General features: G+C 69.8%; 11 protein-coding genes and 4 tRNA genes. 7 read left to right on the plus strand and 8 right to left on the minus strand.

Annotation, left to right across the window (positions count from 1 at the left end):
- Positions 1–137: 137 nt before the first annotated feature.
- On the minus strand, positions 138–1,232 hold the full coding sequence (locus JHAT_RS23920) for a Glu/Leu/Phe/Val dehydrogenase dimerization domain-containing protein (RefSeq protein ID WP_077800315.1): 1,095 nt from the start codon (positions 1,230–1,232) through the stop codon (positions 138–140).
- A gap of 219 nt (positions 1,233–1,451) precedes the next feature.
- Between JHAT_RS23920 and JHAT_RS23925 the strand changes: the two genes are divergently transcribed.
- Positions 1,452–2,303 carry a hypothetical protein gene (locus tag JHAT_RS23925; protein ID WP_077800316.1) on the plus strand — a complete coding sequence of 284 codons (852 nt, stop codon included), beginning with the start codon at positions 1,452–1,454 and terminating at the stop codon, positions 2,301–2,303.
- 532 nt (positions 2,304–2,835) lie between these two features.
- Positions 2,836–3,042: a developmental transcriptional regulator BldC gene (gene bldC / locus JHAT_RS23930; protein WP_003949541.1), complete on the plus strand. Its 207-nt coding sequence runs from the start codon at positions 2,836–2,838 to the stop codon at positions 3,040–3,042.
- A 471-nt stretch (positions 3,043–3,513) separates the two neighbouring features.
- Here the strand turns inward: bldC and JHAT_RS23935 are convergent, their stop codons facing one another.
- The 3 genes from JHAT_RS23935 to hrpA all read right to left on the minus strand — a co-directional run bounded on the left by JHAT_RS23935 (position 3,514) and on the right by hrpA (position 8,142).
- A complete protein-coding gene (locus JHAT_RS23935; RefSeq protein ID WP_077800317.1) occupies positions 3,514–3,726 on the minus strand; it encodes a DUF6274 family protein in 213 nt (70 codons plus the stop codon).
- Positions 3,727–4,001: 275 nt separating this feature from the next.
- Positions 4,002–4,076 (minus strand) — tRNA-Asp (locus JHAT_RS23940).
- A gap of 106 nt (positions 4,077–4,182) precedes the next feature.
- Positions 4,183–8,142, minus strand: a complete 3,960-nt coding sequence (hrpA, locus tag JHAT_RS23945; protein WP_077800318.1) for an ATP-dependent RNA helicase HrpA — start codon at positions 8,140–8,142, stop codon at positions 4,183–4,185.
- 187 nt (positions 8,143–8,329) lie between these two features.
- Here hrpA and JHAT_RS23950 point away from each other — a divergent pair, with 187 nt between their 5' ends.
- Positions 8,330–9,502, plus strand: coding sequence for an RNA-guided endonuclease TnpB family protein (locus tag JHAT_RS23950; protein ID WP_077800319.1), 1,173 nt, complete (start codon positions 8,330–8,332; stop codon positions 9,500–9,502).
- 155 nt (positions 9,503–9,657) lie between these two features.
- On the opposite strand, the gene JHAT_RS23955 is transcribed toward JHAT_RS23950, so the two are convergent.
- From JHAT_RS23955 to JHAT_RS23970, 4 genes are all read right to left on the minus strand, one after another.
- Positions 9,658–9,731: transfer RNA gene (locus JHAT_RS23955), tRNA-Phe, on the minus strand.
- A 24-nt stretch (positions 9,732–9,755) separates the two neighbouring features.
- Positions 9,756–9,830: transfer RNA gene (locus JHAT_RS23960), tRNA-Asp, on the minus strand.
- A gap of 34 nt (positions 9,831–9,864) precedes the next feature.
- A tRNA-Glu gene (locus tag JHAT_RS23965) sits at positions 9,865–9,937 on the minus strand.
- An 80-nt stretch (positions 9,938–10,017) separates the two neighbouring features.
- Positions 10,018–11,634, minus strand: a complete 1,617-nt coding sequence (locus tag JHAT_RS23970) for a metallophosphoesterase (RefSeq protein ID WP_107482004.1) — start codon at positions 11,632–11,634, stop codon at positions 10,018–10,020.
- A 96-nt stretch (positions 11,635–11,730) separates the two neighbouring features.
- On the opposite strand from JHAT_RS23970, the gene JHAT_RS23975 reads away from it, so the two are divergent.
- The 4 genes from JHAT_RS23975 to JHAT_RS23990 all read left to right on the plus strand — a co-directional run bounded on the left by JHAT_RS23975 (position 11,731) and on the right by JHAT_RS23990 (position 16,924).
- Entirely contained in the window at positions 11,731–12,081 is a 351-nt protein-coding gene (locus JHAT_RS23975) for a metallopeptidase family protein (RefSeq protein WP_077800320.1), read from the plus strand.
- Positions 12,082–12,209: 128 nt separating this feature from the next.
- Positions 12,210–12,776 (plus strand): hypothetical protein, encoded by a 567-nt coding sequence (locus tag JHAT_RS23980; protein WP_077800339.1) that lies wholly within the window; start codon positions 12,210–12,212, stop codon positions 12,774–12,776.
- A gap of 309 nt (positions 12,777–13,085) precedes the next feature.
- Positions 13,086–15,236, plus strand: a complete 2,151-nt coding sequence (locus JHAT_RS23985; protein ID WP_171991027.1) for a DEAD/DEAH box helicase — start codon at positions 13,086–13,088, stop codon at positions 15,234–15,236.
- Between the two features lie 152 nt (positions 15,237–15,388).
- Positions 15,389–16,924, plus strand: coding sequence for an amino acid permease (locus tag JHAT_RS23990; protein ID WP_077800322.1), 1,536 nt, complete (start codon positions 15,389–15,391; stop codon positions 16,922–16,924).
- The last annotated feature ends 66 nt before the right edge of the window (positions 16,925–16,990 follow it).

Genomic DNA, 16,990 nt, shown 5'->3' on the forward strand with positions numbered 1-16,990 from the left:
GATTTTAACCACCTTTCGACGGCCGACCCGCCGGGAGAAGTGAGAGTTCTCTCCAACTGCCCCCCGGCGGGTACCGGACAAGCGTTCGAACACGGCCGCCGGACCGCCCTCCGCACAGCGCGGAGGGCGGTCTCCGGTCAGCGCCGCGCGCGCGCCTCCGACATCCGCTGCTCGGCGATCCGGTCGGCCGCGGCGGCCGGCGGAATACCGTCCTCCTTCGCACGTGCGAAGATTGCGAGCGTGGTGTCGAAGATCTTCGCGGCCTTCGCCTTGCACCGCTCGAAGTCGAAGCCGTGCAGCTCGTCGGCGACCTGGATGACACCGCCGGCGTTCACCACGTAGTCGGGCGCGTAGAGGATCCCGCGGTCGGCGAGGTCCTTCTCGATGCCCGGGTGGGCGAGCTGGTTGTTGGCCGCGCCGCACACCACCTTCGCGGTCAGCACCGGCACCGTGTCGTCGTTCAGCGCGCCGCCGAGCGCGCAGGGGGCGTAGATGTCCAGGTTCTCGACCCGGATCAGCGCGTCCGTGTCGGCGACGGCGATCACCGACGGGTGCCGCTCGGTGAGGGCCCGCACGACGTCCTTGCGCACGTCCGTGACGACCACGTGCGCGCCCTCGGCGAGCAGGTGCTCGACCAGGTGGTGGCCGACCTTGCCGACGCCGGCGATGCCGATCGTGCGGTCGCGCAGCGTCGGGTCGCCCCACAGGTGCTGGGCGGCGGCCCGCATGCCCTGGTAGACGCCGAAGGAGGTGAGCACGGACGAGTCGCCCGCGCCGCCGTTCTCGGGGGAGCGCCCGGTCGTCCAGCGGCACTCGCGCGCCACGACGTCCATGTCGGCCACGTAGGTGCCGACGTCGCAGGCGGTGACGTAGCGGCCGCCGAGCGAGGCGACGAACCGGCCGTAGGCGAGCAGCAGCTCCTCGGTCTTGATCTGCTCCGGGTCGCCGATGATCACGGCCTTGCCGCCGCCGTGGTCGAGGCCGGCCATGGCGTTCTTGTACGACATCCCGCGCGCGAGGTTCAGCGCGTCGGTGACGGCCTCCGCCTCGTTCGCGTACGGGTAGAAGCGCGTACCGCCGAGCGCGGGACCCAGGGCGGTGGAGTGGAGGGCGATGACGGCCTTGAGGCCGCTGGCACGGTCCTGGCAGAGCACGACTTGCTCATGACCCCCCTGGTCCGAGTGGAACAGGGTGTGCAGTACATCAGCAGGTGCGCCGGTTACGTCGGTCACGGTGGTGACTCCTGTGTAGGTGCGGCGGGTGAAGACGGTCCCCGTGCGGGTGGCGGGGACTGTGGCACGAGATTAGAGCCTGGTGGTGGCCGCCCGCCGCACAGTGCCCGAGATCACCTCCACACGGAGTACGGACGTGCGACGATTTGCAGAGATTCCCGCGCGTTTGTGATCGGCTCCCGCAGGTTTTCGAAGCGGGGTGCGGGGGAGGGAGCAGGCGTGCCCAAGGTGTCCTCGGTGATCGTCCCCTACGCGGCGTACCTGCGCGTCTACGAGCCGCTGGCCGCCTTCCCCGAGCCGGAGCGCGCCCACTGGGCCCGTTACGCCCGCCGCACCGACCTGCCCTCCTACCAGGACGAACTGCGCCGTTCCCTGACCGACCTGCTGCCCACCCCGCCCGTGCCGGTCCCGGTGCACGAGAGCGGCGACGCCTTCGTGACCGAGGTCGACGGGGTGGTCTGCGTGTGTCCCTGGCGGACCCGGCTGCGCGGCTGGCAGGCCCTCGGAGAGCTGGCCGAGGACTTTCCCGAGCCCGTCCTGGACGCCCTGCTCCCTCCGGTCGTGCGCCGCCAGACCAGGCAGGACTACGAGCGCTGGCTGGAGGGCAACCCCGACGCCCGCCCCTGGATCCGCACGGCCACCTGGCAGGTGCCGATCAACTGGTTCGTGCTGGTCGCCGACGAGGAACGGGAGTACGACAAGGGCGGCGACGGTGCCGGGGCGGCGGCGCCGGTGCTGCGCTACCGGACGCCGATGGTGCAGGCGCGGCGGCGGGTCGCCCGGGGGCTGCGGGCGCTGAAGGAGGCCATGGACGAGGGGCCGCTGATCGACGGCCTGGTGGACGTGGGGCGCTGGCTCGAGGAGTTCCACCCGCGCTCACTGGTGGAACTGGACTACGGCGGACTGGTGCACGCCCTGCCGGCCGGAGAGCTGGAGGACGACCACTCGGCGGCGGACGTGGCCGAGGGCATCGAGGCGCTGCGCGACGGGGACGGGGCGACGGCGGGCGCCGCGTACGGGCGGCTGGTGGAGCGGTGGCGGTCGGTGCGGGACCGGCGGTCGGCGAACTGACGTTTGACGTACCGCCCGATGTGGGGTTTCGTCTCTCGCTCAGACGCCTGTTCGGTGTGACCTGATACGCCGTCACCCGAGGACGTACGTCCCGATCCGGGCGTATGTGTCAAGCGTGACGGACCGCACGTACGCCACTCTTGCGCCCCTTCCCTCTCCTCATGCCAAAATAGGACAAGGAGTCCGGGGAGGGCTCCTTCCGTCCTGTTGTGATGCACTGTGGGCGGAATCTCAGCATTGCACGCTTTGGGGGGTCTGGTGGCGTCTGATCATCCTGTGACTGATCGTCACAGGGGCGTGACTGTCCGCTATGGCATGGTCCATCGGCATCCGTCGCTGATGAACACCTGGGAGGGCAATTCCATCGGTTTGGCCGACGCGGCTGGACGGATGGTGTAGTTGTAGTGCCGAGGACAAGCCGTTCGTCCTATAACCGACTCGACTCGCGTCCGCCATTTCGGGCAACGCGGGTCAAGGTGCAGAATTTAGAGGAAAGAACCGAGAAGGTTCGGTTCTCCCGAGGAGGCCGCTCATGACCGCTCGCACCCCTGATGCCGAGCCGCTGCTGACCCCGGCTGAGGTCGCCACCATGTTCCGCGTCGACCCGAAGACGGTCACGCGCTGGGCGAAGGCCGGCAAGCTCACGTCGATCCGCACGCTCGGCGGGCATCGCCGCTACCGCGAGGCCGAGGTCCGCGCTCTGCTTGCGGGCATTCCGCAGCAGCGCAGCGAGGCCTGAACCATCGCATAACCGGGCAGAACGGCAGGTCCCCCAACCTGCCGGAGCGCCTGGAACCACAGCTCCACCCGACGCGGGTCCTGCCCCAACAGGCCCCACGCCCAAGCCGTTCGAACACGTCGGACGAACGGTCGGGTACGTCGTGGATCGCGCTGGACTCCGCCGGGTCCAGCGCGATTTTTTTGTGCCGGCCCTCGGGCCGCCGAGAGCGGCCTTGTCGGACTCTGGGCGAGGCTGTCGGATCCGCTGTGAACGGGCCGTGGAGGAAGGTGCGAAAGCACCCTCCGGGAGAGTGCAATTGCACATATTAAATCGTCCAGTTGTAGGAGAGGCGTAAGTGCCACCGTTTCCAAAACTCATGCGGTGACACCCGTCACACGGCCTGGCGCTTGTTGACTCTGGCACATGTGCGCTAATGGAGCCGACGGTTCCAGCAGCCTGCCGGGACAGGGGCGTTGGGGCCGGACAGGCTCACGCGCCGGCGGCGCCCTCGCCCTCGACGACCTCTTGACGGCCCGTCGGACGCAGGAGCGGGGACTGGACCGGCGGGGCGGCGGAATCCCACGCCAGCCGCAGCAGCCGGTGGCAGATCGGACAGTGGCGCGTCAGATGGCGGTACGACGACGCGGCCGACAGGTGCGCGCGGAGCAGCGCCCGCGTCTCGTGCCTGACCGCTGCCGCCATACGCCACCTCCGGGGCCGTACGGAGAACGTGCTCTGCCTCTGGAGTACCGAGCGAATGTGACGTCGTCAAGGCCGCGAGAGGGGCACTGAGGGCTCCCCAAGCCCTCAGTGCCCCTCTCGGGCCCTCTGCGCTGCGGTCCTGACGGGATGTGCCGTGTCCGATTGCAGTTGCGCCGCGGGCGCGGCGTCCGCCTGGGCGGGGCGACGAGCATGTCGCACGAGACGCTGAGGCGAACGCAGAAGACCCGCACCGATCGGTGCGGGTCTTCTTACTGCGGTCCTGACGGGATTTGAACCCGCGGCCTCCACCTTGACAGGGTGGCGAGCACTCCAAACTGCTCCACAGGACCAGGTTTTGCGGCGCCCTTCGTGCGTTGCGCTGCGAGAAGGACTCTACAGGAGGGCGGGCCCGGGGTCGAACTCACCCTCCGTGCGCTTCTCGTCACGGCACCGCCGCTACGGTGCCAGCGCGTCGATCGCCTTCACGATCCGCTTGTCGGAGATCGGGTACGCCGTCCCCAGCGCGTGGGCGAAGTAGCTGACCCGCAGCTCCTCGATCATCCAGCGGACGTCCAGGACCTGCCGCGGGACCGGCCGCCCCCGCGGCATCTGCTCCAGCAGCCACGCGTACTCGTCCTGCATCTCGTGGACCTTCTCCATGCGGGTCGTGTCCCGCTGGACGTTGGCCGGCATCTGCTGGAGGCGGCGGTCGGCGGCGACCAGGTAGCGCATCAGGTCCGGCAGCCGCCCGATGCCCGCCGCCGTCACGAAACCGGGCTTCACCAGGCCGTCCAGCTGCGTCCGCACGTCCTGGAGGTTCGGCAGCAGCGCGGGACTCCGCACGGCCTTCAGGCGGCGCTCACAGGCCTGCCAGGCGGTCAGCACCTGCTGCACCTGGCCCACCGTACGGACGGTCGTGTCGACGATCTCCGCGCGGACCTTGTCGTAGAGCTTCCGGTACGACTCCTCGTCCCACGTCGGTCCGCCGAAGTCGGTGATCAGCTTGTCGGCCGCCGCCATGGCGCAGTCGTCGAACAGGGCCTGGATCGAACCGTGCGGATTCGCGGACAGACCCAGCTTCTGCTGGTTCGTCAGCTTCTCGGACGCGAACTTCGCCGGATTGACCGGGATGTTGCGCAGGATCAGCCGACGCGTGCCCCTCCACATCGCCTGGGCCTGCTCGGCCTCGGTGTCGAAGAGACGCACGGACACCGTGTCCCCGTCGTCGACCAGCGCCGGGTAGGCCTTCACCGGCTGACCGGCCCGGCGCGTCTCGAAGACCCGGGACAGCGTGCCGATCGTCCAGTCCGTCAGACCGGAGCGCTCCAGGGACTCGCCGCCACTGCGCTCGGCGATGGCCGCCGCGGCCTGCGACAGCGCCTTGCGCGCCTTCGGCTTCAACCGGAGCTTCAGGGCCTCCAGATCCTTGTCCTCGGCCAGCTTGCGACGCCGCTCGTCGACGATCCGGAACGTGATCTTCAAATGGTCGGGGACCTTGGCCCAGTCGAAGTCCTCCGCCTCGAAGGGCACCCCCACCATGCGCTTGAGCTCCCGCGCCATGGTCACCGTCAGCGGCTCCTGCATCGGGACGGCCCGCTCCAGGAACGCCTGCGCGTAGTTCGGCGCCGGCACGTAGTTGCGGCGGATCGGCTTGGGCAGGGATCGGATCAGCTCCGTGACGACCTGCTCCCGCAGACCCGGGATCTGCCAGTCGAAGCCCTCGTCCGTGACCTGGTTGAGCACCTGGAGCGGAATGTGGACGGTCACACCGTCCGCGTCCGCCCCCGGCTCGAACTGGTACGTCACGCGGAACTTCAACGGCCCCTGACGCCAGGAGTCCGGATAATCGTCCTTGGTGACCGCCCCCGCCTTCTCGTTGATGAGCATCTCGCGCTCGAAGTCGAGGAAGTCGGGCTGCTCGTGCCGCTTGTGCTTCCACCACGAGTCGAAGTGCGCCCCCGAGACGACGTGCTCGGGCACCCGCTGGTCGTAGAAGTCGTACAGCGTCTCGTCGTCGACCAGGATGTCCCGGCGCCGGGCGCGGTGCTCCAGCTCCTCGACCTCGGTCAACAGCCTGCGGTTGTCCGCGAAGAACTTGTGGTGCGTCCGCCAGTCGCCCTCGACCAGGGCGTTGCGGATGAACAGCTCGCGGCTGACCTCCGGATCGATCCGCCCGTAGTTCACCTTGCGCTGCGCCACGATCGGCACGCCGTACAGCGTCACCTTCTCGTACGCCATCACCGCCGCCTGGTCCTTCTCCCAGTGCGGCTCGCTGTAGGTGCGCTTGAGCAGGTGCCCGGCGAGCGGCTCCACCCACTCCGGTTCGATCTTCGCGTTGACACGGGCCCAGAGCCGGGACGTCTCCACCAGCTCCGCCGACATCACGAAACGCGGCGGCTTCTTGAACAGCGCCGAACCGGGGAAGATCGCGAACTTGGCGTTGCGCGCGCCCAGGTACTCGTTCTTCGCCCCCTCCTTCACGTCCTTCATACCGACGTGGGAGAGCAGGCCCGCCAACAAGGACACATGCACCCGGTCGTCGGGCGCGGGATGCTCCTCGTCGTTGAGGTGGATGCCCATCTGCCTGGCGACCGTGCGCAGCTGCGTGTAGATGTCCTGCCACTCACGGATGCGCAGGAAGTTCAGGTACTCCTGCTTGCACATCCGACGGAAGGACGACGAGCCGCGCTCCTTCTGCTGCTCGCGCACGTACCGCCAGAGATTGAGAAAAGCGAGGAAGTCACTGCTCTCGTCCTTGAACCGGGCGTGCTGCTGGTCGGCCTGCGCCTGCTTCTCCGCCGGCCGCTCCCGCGGATCCTGGATCGACAGCGCCGCCGCTATGACCATGACCTCGCGGACACAACCGTTCTTGTCCGCCTCCAGCACCATCCGGGCCAGCCGCGGGTCCACCGGCAACTGAGCGAGCTTGCGGCCCGTGTCCGTCAGCCGCTTGCGCACGTCCTTCTGCGCCGGATCCAGCGCGCCCAGCTCCTGCAGCAACTGCACACCGTCGCGGATGTTGCGGTGGTCCGGCGGATCGATGAACGGGAACTTCTCGATGTCACCGAGACCGGCCGCGGTCATCTGAAGGATGACGGAGGCCAGATTGGTGCGGAGGATCTCCGCGTCCGTGAACTCCGGACGGGCGTTGAAGTCGTCCTCGGAGTACAACCGGATGCAGATGCCGTCGGACGTACGACCGCAGCGGCCCTTGCGCTGGTTGGCGCTGGCCTGCGAGATCGGCTCGATCGGCAACCGCTGCACCTTGGTGCGGTGGCTGTAACGGGAGATGCGGGCGAAACCCGGGTCGATGACGTACTTGATGCCCGGGACGGTCAGGGAGGTCTCGGCGACGTTGGTCGCCAGCACGATCCGGCGCCCCGTGTGCTGCTGGAAGACACGGTGCTGCTCGGCGTGCGAGAGCCGCGCGTACAACGGCAGGACCTCGGTGAACCGGTACTTCTTCTTCTCCAGCGCGTCCGCCGTGTCCCGGATCTCCCGCTCACCGGAGAGGAAGACGAGGATGTCACCCTTCCCCTCGGCCATCAGCTCCTCGACGGCATCGGTGATCGCCGTGATCTGGTCCCGGTCGGCGTCGTCGCCGTCCTCCTCCAGCAACGGCCGGTACCGCACCTCCACGGGATACGTCCGCCCGCTGACCTCGATGATCGGGGCGTCACCGAAGTGCCGGGAGAAGCGCTCGGGATCGATCGTCGCCGAGGTGATGACGACCTTGAGATCGGGACGCTTCGGCAGCAGCTGGGAGAGGTAGCCCAGCAGGAAGTCGATGTTGAGGGACCGCTCGTGCGCCTCGTCGATGATGATCGTGTCGTAGGCGCGCAGCTCGCGGTCGGTCTGGATCTCGGCGAGCAGGATGCCGTCCGTCATCAGCTTGATGAACGTGGCGTCCGGGTTCACCTGGTCGGTGAAGCGCACCTTCCAGCCGACGGCCTCGCCGAGGGGCGTGTCCAGCTCGTCCGCCACCCGCTCGGCGACGGTGCGCGCGGCGATCCGACGCGGCTGGGTGTGCCCGATCATGCCGCGGACACCACGGCCCAGCTCGACGCAGATCTTCGGGATCTGCGTGGTCTTGCCGGAGCCGGTCTCACCGGCGACGATCACGACCTGGTGATCACGGATGGCCGCCGCGATCTCGTCCTTCTTCTGGCTGACCGGAAGCTGCTCGGGGTAGCTGACGGAGGGCACACGGGCCCGCCGTTCGGCGATGCGCTGCTCGGCCTTGGCCACCTCCGTCTCGATCTCGGCGAGGACGGCGGCGCGGGCCTCCGGCTTACGGATCTTCCGCGCACCCTCCAGCCTGCGGCCGAGCCGGTGCGCGTCGCGCAGCGACAGCTCGGTCAGCCGGGGGGCGAGGGTGCCGAAAGCCGGGGCGGCGGGGGCAGAGTGCGTAGACATACGCGATCCAGGATCTCACCTCCGGGAAATACCTGGCGAACGATTTGTCGCGCCCACCCCGGACCACGCAGGACAGCAGCACCGCAGATGCGAACCGCCCTCGATCGCCTGTGCGAATGATCGCTGGAAGAGGTGATCGACAGTCGATCGCCAGACCGAACCGACCTCGCGATCTAGATTCTCATCCGTGAAGCTCGCCATCCGCGTGAAACTCCTGCCGACACCCCACCAGGCATCGGCCCTACAGGCCACCCTGCGCACCTGCAACGAAGCCGCCAACCACGCATCCCGACACGCCTTCACCACCGGCATCAAGGAAAACCGCGAGCTCCGCACCCAGATCTACCTTCAGATCAAGGAACGCTTCGGCCTCGGAGCCCAAGCCGCACAGCTCGCCATCAAGAAGGCCAGCGACGCATACGCGTCACTCCACGGGAGCCTCAAAGCCGGCCACCTCGGCCGCCCCGGCACCAAACGCCACACCAAAGCCACCAGCAAACCCCTCACCTTCCGCCCCGACGCCGCCCAGCCCTACGACGACCGCATGCTCTCCTGGCAGACCGAGCAGCGAACCGTGTCCATCTGGACCGTCCAGGGCCGCATGAAACGCATCCCCTACACCGGCCAGGAAGACCAACTGCTCCTCCTCGCCCACCGACGCCAGGGACAATCCGACCTGCTCCACCAGAACGGCCACTGGTACCTGCTGGCCACCATCGACGTCCCCGAACCACCACAGAACCCCGCCCCACGGGACTTCATCGGCGTCGACCTCGGCATCGAGAACATCGCCACCACCTCGACCGGCAGGCGGCACAGCGGCCGACAGACCAACCGCGCTCGGCAAAACGACCGCCGCCTGTACCGCCGCCTCGCCAAGAAGAAGACCCGCTCGGCCGCACGACGGGCCAAACGCCACGCGGGCAGGCAGGCACGGCGCACCCGCGACATCAACCACAAGATCAGCAAGCACATCGTGACGGAGGCACAACGCACCGGTCGCGGCATCGCCCTCGAAGATCTGAGCGGCATCCGCGAACGGGCACGGCTGAAGAAGCCCCAACGCGTCACGATGAACTCCTGGGCCTTCGGGCAGCTCGGCTCCTTCATCGCCTACAAGGCACGCAAGGCCGGAGTGCCCGTGGTGCACGTCAGCCCGGCGTACACCAGCCAGGAATGCTCCCGGTGCCATCACATCGACAAGCGCAACCGGCCCTCCCAGGCCGTGTTCGCCTGCAGGTCCTGCGGCTTCGTTGAGCACGCCGACCTGAATGCGTCCCACGTCATCGGCCGTCGCGGCTGGTGGGTGTGGGTCTGCGGGGCCGAGTCACAGGTCCCTGCCCTCAGACTGATCGTCTAGGGCTGGATGCGCCGGTTACGCCGAAGCCGTCGGCGGGGCCGAGCTGCAAGCCGGGGTGTTTGGCCGGCAGCGGACGCGGACGCTCGTACACGGAGCGACGATGCACGAGACGTACATACAACAGGGCCCCGATCCGAAGATCGGGGCCTTTGCTGTGGCTGGGGCCGGGGTCGAACCGGCGACCTATCGCTTTTCAGGCGATCGCTCGTACCAACTGAGCTACCCAGCCGCGAGGTTTCACGTGAAACCTCAGCGGTCCTGACGGGATTTGAACCCGCGGCCTCCACCTTGACAGGGTGGCGAGCACTCCAAACTGCTCCACAGGACCAAGCTTCGTACGACAGTGTCGCACATGTACCGCGTGCCCCCAACGGGATTCGAACCCGTGCTACCGCCTTGAAAGGGCGGCGTCCTAGGCCGCTAGACGATGAGGGCTATCGGCCCGCCTGCGCGCCTTTCAGCGCGTCGGGGACGTGAGAAGCATATGGGATGGCGGGAGGTATCGCCAAAACGGTTTACGGAGTGCGGGGAGCCGGGCTGCCCGGGGGACCGGTGGCGTCCGTCGGGGACGGGTCCGTGCCGGACGGTGACGGTGTCGCGCCCGGCTGGTTCTCCTTCGGCAGGTGGCGGCTGACCTCGGCCGTCGTCAGGCCCAGGCCGCCGAGCCTGATCTCGTCCCAGGCCTGGAGGCGTCGGCTGTCCCGGTCGAAGTAGAGGATCGACGCCTGGACCGGGTCGGGGTGCTTGCCCTCGACGGCGCGCAGGCCGCTGCCGCCGGTGGAGCCCTCGATGCGGAGCCGGGTGCCGTACTTCATGACCTCCATGTCCTCGTGGTGGACGTGGCCGGCCAGCACCAGCGGGACCGTCCCGTCGGTCTCGCGGGCCGCCGACGGTTCGTGGGCGACGGCGACGTCCACGGGGGTGCCGGCCCTGGTCTGGTCGCGCAGGGCGGAGGCCAGTCGGGCGCCGGCCAGTTCCTGGGAGGCCTCGGCGCCGGGCTTCGTGGAGCGGTCCGGGGTGTACTGCGGATCGCCGATGCCGGCGAAGCGCAGGCCGGCGATCGTGCGGGCCCGGCCGTCGTCCAGGACGTGCACGTTCGCGAGGCCCTCCAGGTAGTCCTGGGTGGCGCGGGAGTCGTGGTTGCCGCGGACCCAGACGTAGGGGGCGCCGAGGTCCTCGATGGGGTCGAGGAAGCCGTTCTCCGCGGCGGTGCCGTGGTCCATGGTGTCGCCGGAGTCGACGATCACGTTCACCTTGTACTGGCGCACCAGCGAGGCGATGATCTTCCAGCTCGCCGGGTTGAGGTGGATGTCCGACACGTGCAGGACGCGGATCGTGGTGGGGTCGGGCTGGTAGGCGGGGAGCGTGGAGGTGACGTCGTAGAGCTTGGTCACGTTCGTCACCAGGCGGGCCAGTTCCTTCTGGTAGACGTCGAACTCGGTGACGATGCTGCGTGCGTTGCCGACCAGGGACGGTGCGGAGGAGAGCAGGCCGGAGAACTTGGGTTCCAGGACGGAGTCGGGGTTCCAGGTCGCGTACGCGGTGCCGCCGGAGGCGACGAGGAGGGTGAGGGCGAGTCCGCCGGCCGCGAGGGCGCGGCGGGGGCGGCGGTAGACGGCGAGGCCGAGGGCGGTGGCGCCGGTGACGACGGCGACGCAGGAGCGGAGGGCCAGGTCGAGCGTGCCCTGTTCGACGTCCTGCGCGACTTCGTCCTGGAGGCCGGAGAGGCGTTCGGGGTGGTCGACGAGTGCCTGGGAGCGGTCCGGGTCGAGTTGGTCGACGTTGACGTCGAGGCGGACGGGGGCGATGTGGCTGTCGAGCTGGAGGGCGCCCAGCGGTGAGACGTTGATCTTCGTGCCGCCGGTCAGGGAGGGGCGCAGGGTCATCGTCGTGTTCATGGGGCCGACCGGGACGCGTACGTTGCCCACGATCAGCAGGCCGAGCCAGGCTCCGAGCAGGACGACGGTGACGAGGCCCAGGGCGCGGGTCCAGGGGTGGGTGCGGGGGGTGAGGTCCGCCGTCGTGGTCGCCGGGCGGGCGCGGTGGCGGCGGGTGAGGGCGTGCGGGGCGCTGCGGATGCGGTTCATCACCTCGGCCAGGACGTGCAGGACTGCGGCGGGGACGCGGGCCATTGGTGCCGTATGCCCACGTCCGCGGGCGGATATGCGGGGGGTGGCGGTGGGTGGTGGCGGTGTCGTACTCGATGTGTCGTACCCGACAATGGGCCTGTGCTGGAGATGACGCGCGAGGAGTTCGAGGAACTGGTCGCCGAGGCGTTGGACCGGATCCCGCCGGAGCTGACGCGGTTGATGGACAACGTCGCGGTGTTCGTGGAGGACGAGCCGCCGGCGGACGATCCCGAGCTGCTCGGGCTGTACGAGGGGACGCCGCTGACCGAGCGTGGGGAGTGGTACGCCGGTGTGTTGCCGGATCGGATCACCATCTACCGGGGGCCGACGCTGCGGTTCTGTGACAGTCGTGAGGACGTGGTGGCGGAGACCGAGGTGACGGTGGTGCACGAGATCGCGCACCACTTCGGGATCGACGACGCGCGTCTGCACGCTCTCGGGTACGGGTGAGGGCGGCGGCCCGCGGCGCGCGGCTCGCGGTCCGGGAGTCGGGTGACGGTCTTCGGTGCGGGGCGCGTGTCCTGTCGCGGGTGGCGGGAGTTGGGCACGGCGACTCCTGACCCCCGGAGGTGGCCGCCGTGCGCCCCTTGCCCGTACCCGTCCGTCTGGCCGCCACGGTCGTGGCCGTCGTCGCCGCCGCCGGCTGCATGAGCGTCGGTGACGAGTCCGGTGGGGACGCCGGGCCGTCGCACTCGGCCGGGGAGCGGGGTGACGAGGAGCCCGGTGGTGAGCCGGCGGTGTCGGGTGGCGGGGCCGGGAACGGCCCGGCGGCGGCCGGAGAGGGGCGTGGCCACGGCAGGGGGAGGAAGGGCGAGGACGGCCGCGGCAAGGGCAAGAAGGGCGAGGGCGAGGACAGGGGGCGCGGCAAGGGCGACGGGGGCAAGGACGCGGCTCCTTCGGGTTCGCCCTCCGCGCACCCGATCGGCTCCGCCCCGGCGAAGGACGGACCGGGCGAGCCGACGCCCCCGTGGACGGCCGACCCGGAGCCCCCGCGGACGGTGGAACCGGAGCCGACGCCGCCCCCGGAGCCTCCCGCCTCCCCCACTCCGGAGCCGTCGCCGGAGCCGTCCTCGTCGGCGCACGAGCCGCCGGGGACGCAGTTGGCGCATCGCGAGCCGGCGCCGGAGGCGGGGGCGCCGGCGTAGGCCGGGCGGTGCGGTCCGGGCGGTGCGGTCCGGGCCGGGTGTCGGAGGGGTGGACGGAGGCCCGGGGACGGGGGCGAAGGACCGGCTGAGCTGGGCATGTGCTACCCGGTTTGCCATTCGGGGGGGTGGGTGCGTATGGTGGTAGATCGTTTGATCCCATTTGCCCGGCGCCATCGCAGAGCGCGCCGTGTGGCGCGTACTCTCTCCCTTGCCGTGGTGGACCGCATCGAGGCGGTCGTATTGCGAATCGCGATTCACGGAGTTGACGGGCGCGTGCCGACGAGAGACTCCGGAAGGTTTCGCATTCGCATGTCCATCATCAGTACTGATCACGCCGTCGTGCCCGAGAACGCCGAGGGCGTCTCCGAGGGTCAGCAGGCTCCCGAGGCCGTCGAGGCCTCCGAGACCGCCGGCGCCCCCGAGACCACCTTCGCCGACCTCGGTCTGCCCGAGGGCATCGTGCGCAAGCTCGCGCAGAACGGCGTGACCACCCCCTTCCCGATCCAGGCCGCGACCATCCCGGACGCGCTGGAGGGCAAGGACATCCTCGGCCGGGGCCGCACCGGCTCCGGCAAGACCCTCTCCTTCGGCCTGCCGACCCTGGCCACGCTGGCCGGCGGTCGCACCGAGAAGCACAAGCCGCGCGCGGTCATCCTGACTCCGACCCGCGAGCTGGCCATGCAGGTCGCCGACGCGCTGCAGCCCTACGGGGACGTCGTCGGGCTGCGCATGAAGGTCGTCTGCGGCGGTACGTCCATGGGCAACCAGATCTACGCCCTGGAGAAGGGCGTCGACATCCTGGTGGCCACGCCGGGCCGTCTGCGCGACATCATCAACCGCGGCGCCTGCTCCCTGGAGAACGTGCAGATCGCCGTTCTCGACGAGGCCGACCAGATGTCCGACCTGGGCTTCATGCCCGAGGTCACCGAGCTGCTCGACCAGGTGCCGCCGGGCGGTCAGCGGATGCTGTTCTCCGCGACCATGGAGAACGAGATCAAGACCCTCGTCGACCGGTACCTGAACAACCCGGTCAGCCACGAGGTCGACGCCGCCCAGGGCGCGGTGACGACCATGTCGCACCACATCCTGATCGTGAAGCCCAAGGACAAGGCGCCGGTCACCGCGGCCATCGCCTCCCGCAAGGGCCGCACCATCATCTTCGTCCGCACCCAGCTGGGCGCCGACCGCGTCGCCGAGCAGCTGCGCGACGCGGGCGTGAAGGCGGACGCGCTGCACGGCGGCATGACCCAGGGGGCGCGCACCCGCACGCTGGCCGACTTCAAGGACGGCTACGTCAACGTCCTGGTCGCCACCGACGTCGCCGCGCGCGGCATCCACGTCGACGGCATCGACCTGGTGCTGAACGTGGACCCGGCCGGTGACCACAAGGACTACCTGCACCGCGCCGGCCGTACGGCCCGCGCCGGCCGCACCGGCACGGTCGTCTCCCTGTCGCTGCCGCACCAGCGTCGTCAGATCTTCCGGCTGATGGAGGACGCGGGCGTCGACGCCACGCGTCACATCATCCAGGGCGGCGCGGCCTTCGAGCCGGAGGTCGCCGAGATCACCGGTGCCCGGTCGATGACCGAGGTCCAGGCCGAGTCCGCGGGCAACGCGGCGCAGCAGGCCGAGCGTGAGGTCGCCCAGCTCACCAAGGAGCTGGAGCGGGCCCAGCGGCGTGCCGCGGAGCTGCGTGAGGAGGCGGACCGGCTGGTCGCCCGCGTGGCGCGGGAGCGGGGCGAGGACCCGGAGACGGTGCTGGCCGAGGTGGCCACCGCCGCCGTCGAGGCCGAGGTCTCGGTGCCGGCGCAGGCGTCGGGTCCGCGTGAGGTCGAGAAGACCGAGCGCTTCGAGCGTCGTGACGACCGTGGTGGTTTCCGCCGTGACGACCGGGGTGACCGGGGCGGGTTCCGCCGGGACGACCGTCGTGATGACCGTCGTGATGACCGTGGTGGTCGTTCGTTCGAGCGTCGTGACGACCGCGGTGACCGCGGCGGCTTCCGTCGTGACGACCGTCGTGATGACCGTGGTGGTCGTTCGTTCGAGCGTCGTGACGACCGCGGCGACCGTGGTGGTTTCCGCCGTGACGACCGGGGTGACCGGGGCGGGTTCCGCCGGGACGACCGTCGCGATGACCGTCGTGATGACCGTGGTGGTCGTTCGTTCGAGCGTCGTGACGACCGCGGTGACCGTGGTGGCTTCCGCCGCGATGACCGTCGTGATGACCGTGGTGGTCGTTCGTTCGAGCGTCGTGACGACCGCGGCGACCGTGGTGGCTTCCGCCGCGACGACCGCCCCGGCCACCGTGGCAGCGACCGTCCGTTCAACCGCGACCGTCGTGACGACCGCCCCGGCTTCCGCGCCGGTGGTCACGAGCGTCCCTTCGGTCGCCGTGACGACCACCGCGGTTCGTCCTTCGGCCGTCGTGACGACAAGCCGCGCTGGAAGCGCAACGGCTGACGCCTGCCGCTGACACCGAGGGCCGTGGCCCCTGCCCGACCGGGTGGGGGCCACGGCTCTTCCCGTGGTGGGCGGGCTCCTCGACCGAGGCGGCGGGTTTCCGGCCGCGGAGTGACGCATGTCACGTCCCCGGCGGGGGAATTGCTGGGGGCATGACAGATGACGCCAAGGCGAGCGGACCCTCGGACGAGGAACGGCTGGCCCAGCTCGGCTACACCCAGGTCCTGGCCCGCCGCATGTCGGCGTTCTCCAACTACGCGGTCTCCTTCACCATCATCTCCGTCCTCTCCGGCTGCCTGACCCTCTACCTGTTCGGCATGAACACGGGCGGCCCCGCCGTCATCACGTGGGGCTGGGTCGCCGTCGGCCTGATGACCCTCTTCGTCGGTCTGGCGATGGCCGAGATCTGCTCGGCGTACCCGACGTCGGCGGGCCTGTACTTCTGGGCGCACCGCCTGGCACCCCCGCGCACGGCGGCGGCCTGGGCCTGGTTCACGGGCTGGTTCAACGTGCTGGGCCAGGTCGCGGTCACCGCCGGCATCGACTTCGGCGCCGCGTCCTTCCTCGGCGCCTACCTGAACCTCCAGTTCGACTTCGAGGTCACCCCCGGCCGCACGATCCTGCTCTTCGCCGCGATCCTGGTCCTCCACGGTCTGCTGAACACCTTCGGCGTCCGCATCGTCGGCCTGCTGAACAGCGTCAGCGTCTGGTGGCACGTCCTCGGCGTCGCGGTCATCGTCGGCGCGCTGACCTTCGTGCCCGACCACCACCGGTCGGCGTCCTTCGTGTTCGGCGAGTTCGTGAACAACACGGGCTGGGGCAGCGGCGTCTACGTCGTCCTGATCGGCCTGCTGATGGCCCAGTACACCTTCACCGGCTACGACGCCTCCGCCCACATGACGGAGGAGACCCGCGACGCCTCCACCGCCGGTCCGAAGGGCATCGTCCGCTCCATCTGGACGTCCTGGATCGCGGGCTTCGTCCTCCTGCTCGGCTTCACCTTCGCCATCCAGTCCTACGAGGGCGCCCTGGCGTCCCCGACGGGCGCGCCGCCCGCCCAGATCCTGCTGGACGCGCTGGGCGCCACCGCGGGCAAGCTCCTGCTCCTCGTCGTCATCGGGGCCCAGCTCTTCTGCGGCATGGCGTCGGTGACGGCCAACAGTCGCATGATCTACGCCTTCTCGCGCGACGGGGCGCTGCCCTGGTCCCACGTCTGGCACACGGTGAACCCGCGCACCCGCACGCCGGTCGCGGCGGTGTGGCTGGCCGCGCTGGGCGCGCTGGTCCTCGGTCTGCCGTACCTGATCAACGTCACGGCGTACGCGGCGGTGACGTCGATCGCCGTCATCGGCCTCTACATCGCGTACGTCATCCCGACGTTGCTGAGGGTCCGCAAGGGCGCCGCCTTCGAACGGGGGCCGTGGCACCTGGGCCGCTGGTCCCGGGCGGTGGGCGTGGTCGCGGTGACGTGGGTCTGCGTCATCACGGTCCTGTTCATGCTGCCCCAGGTCTCCCCGGTCACCTGGGAGACCTTCAACTACGCGCCGATCGCCGTCCTGGTCGTCCTCGGCTTCGCCGCGACCTGGTGGCTGGCCTCGGCCCGGCACTGGTTCCTCAACCCCGACCACGAACGCACCCGCGCCCGCGCGGCCGCCCGGGCGAACGCCCCCGAGCCGGTGGACCCGTGACGCCGTCCCCACCCGGTGCCACCCGGTGACCGGCGATCGCACTCCCCCCATGGCGCCCGCCGACAC

Source organism: Streptomyces sp. JHA26 (assembly GCF_002005565.1).
Taxonomy (GTDB): Bacteria; Actinomycetota; Actinomycetes; order Streptomycetales; family Streptomycetaceae; genus Streptomyces.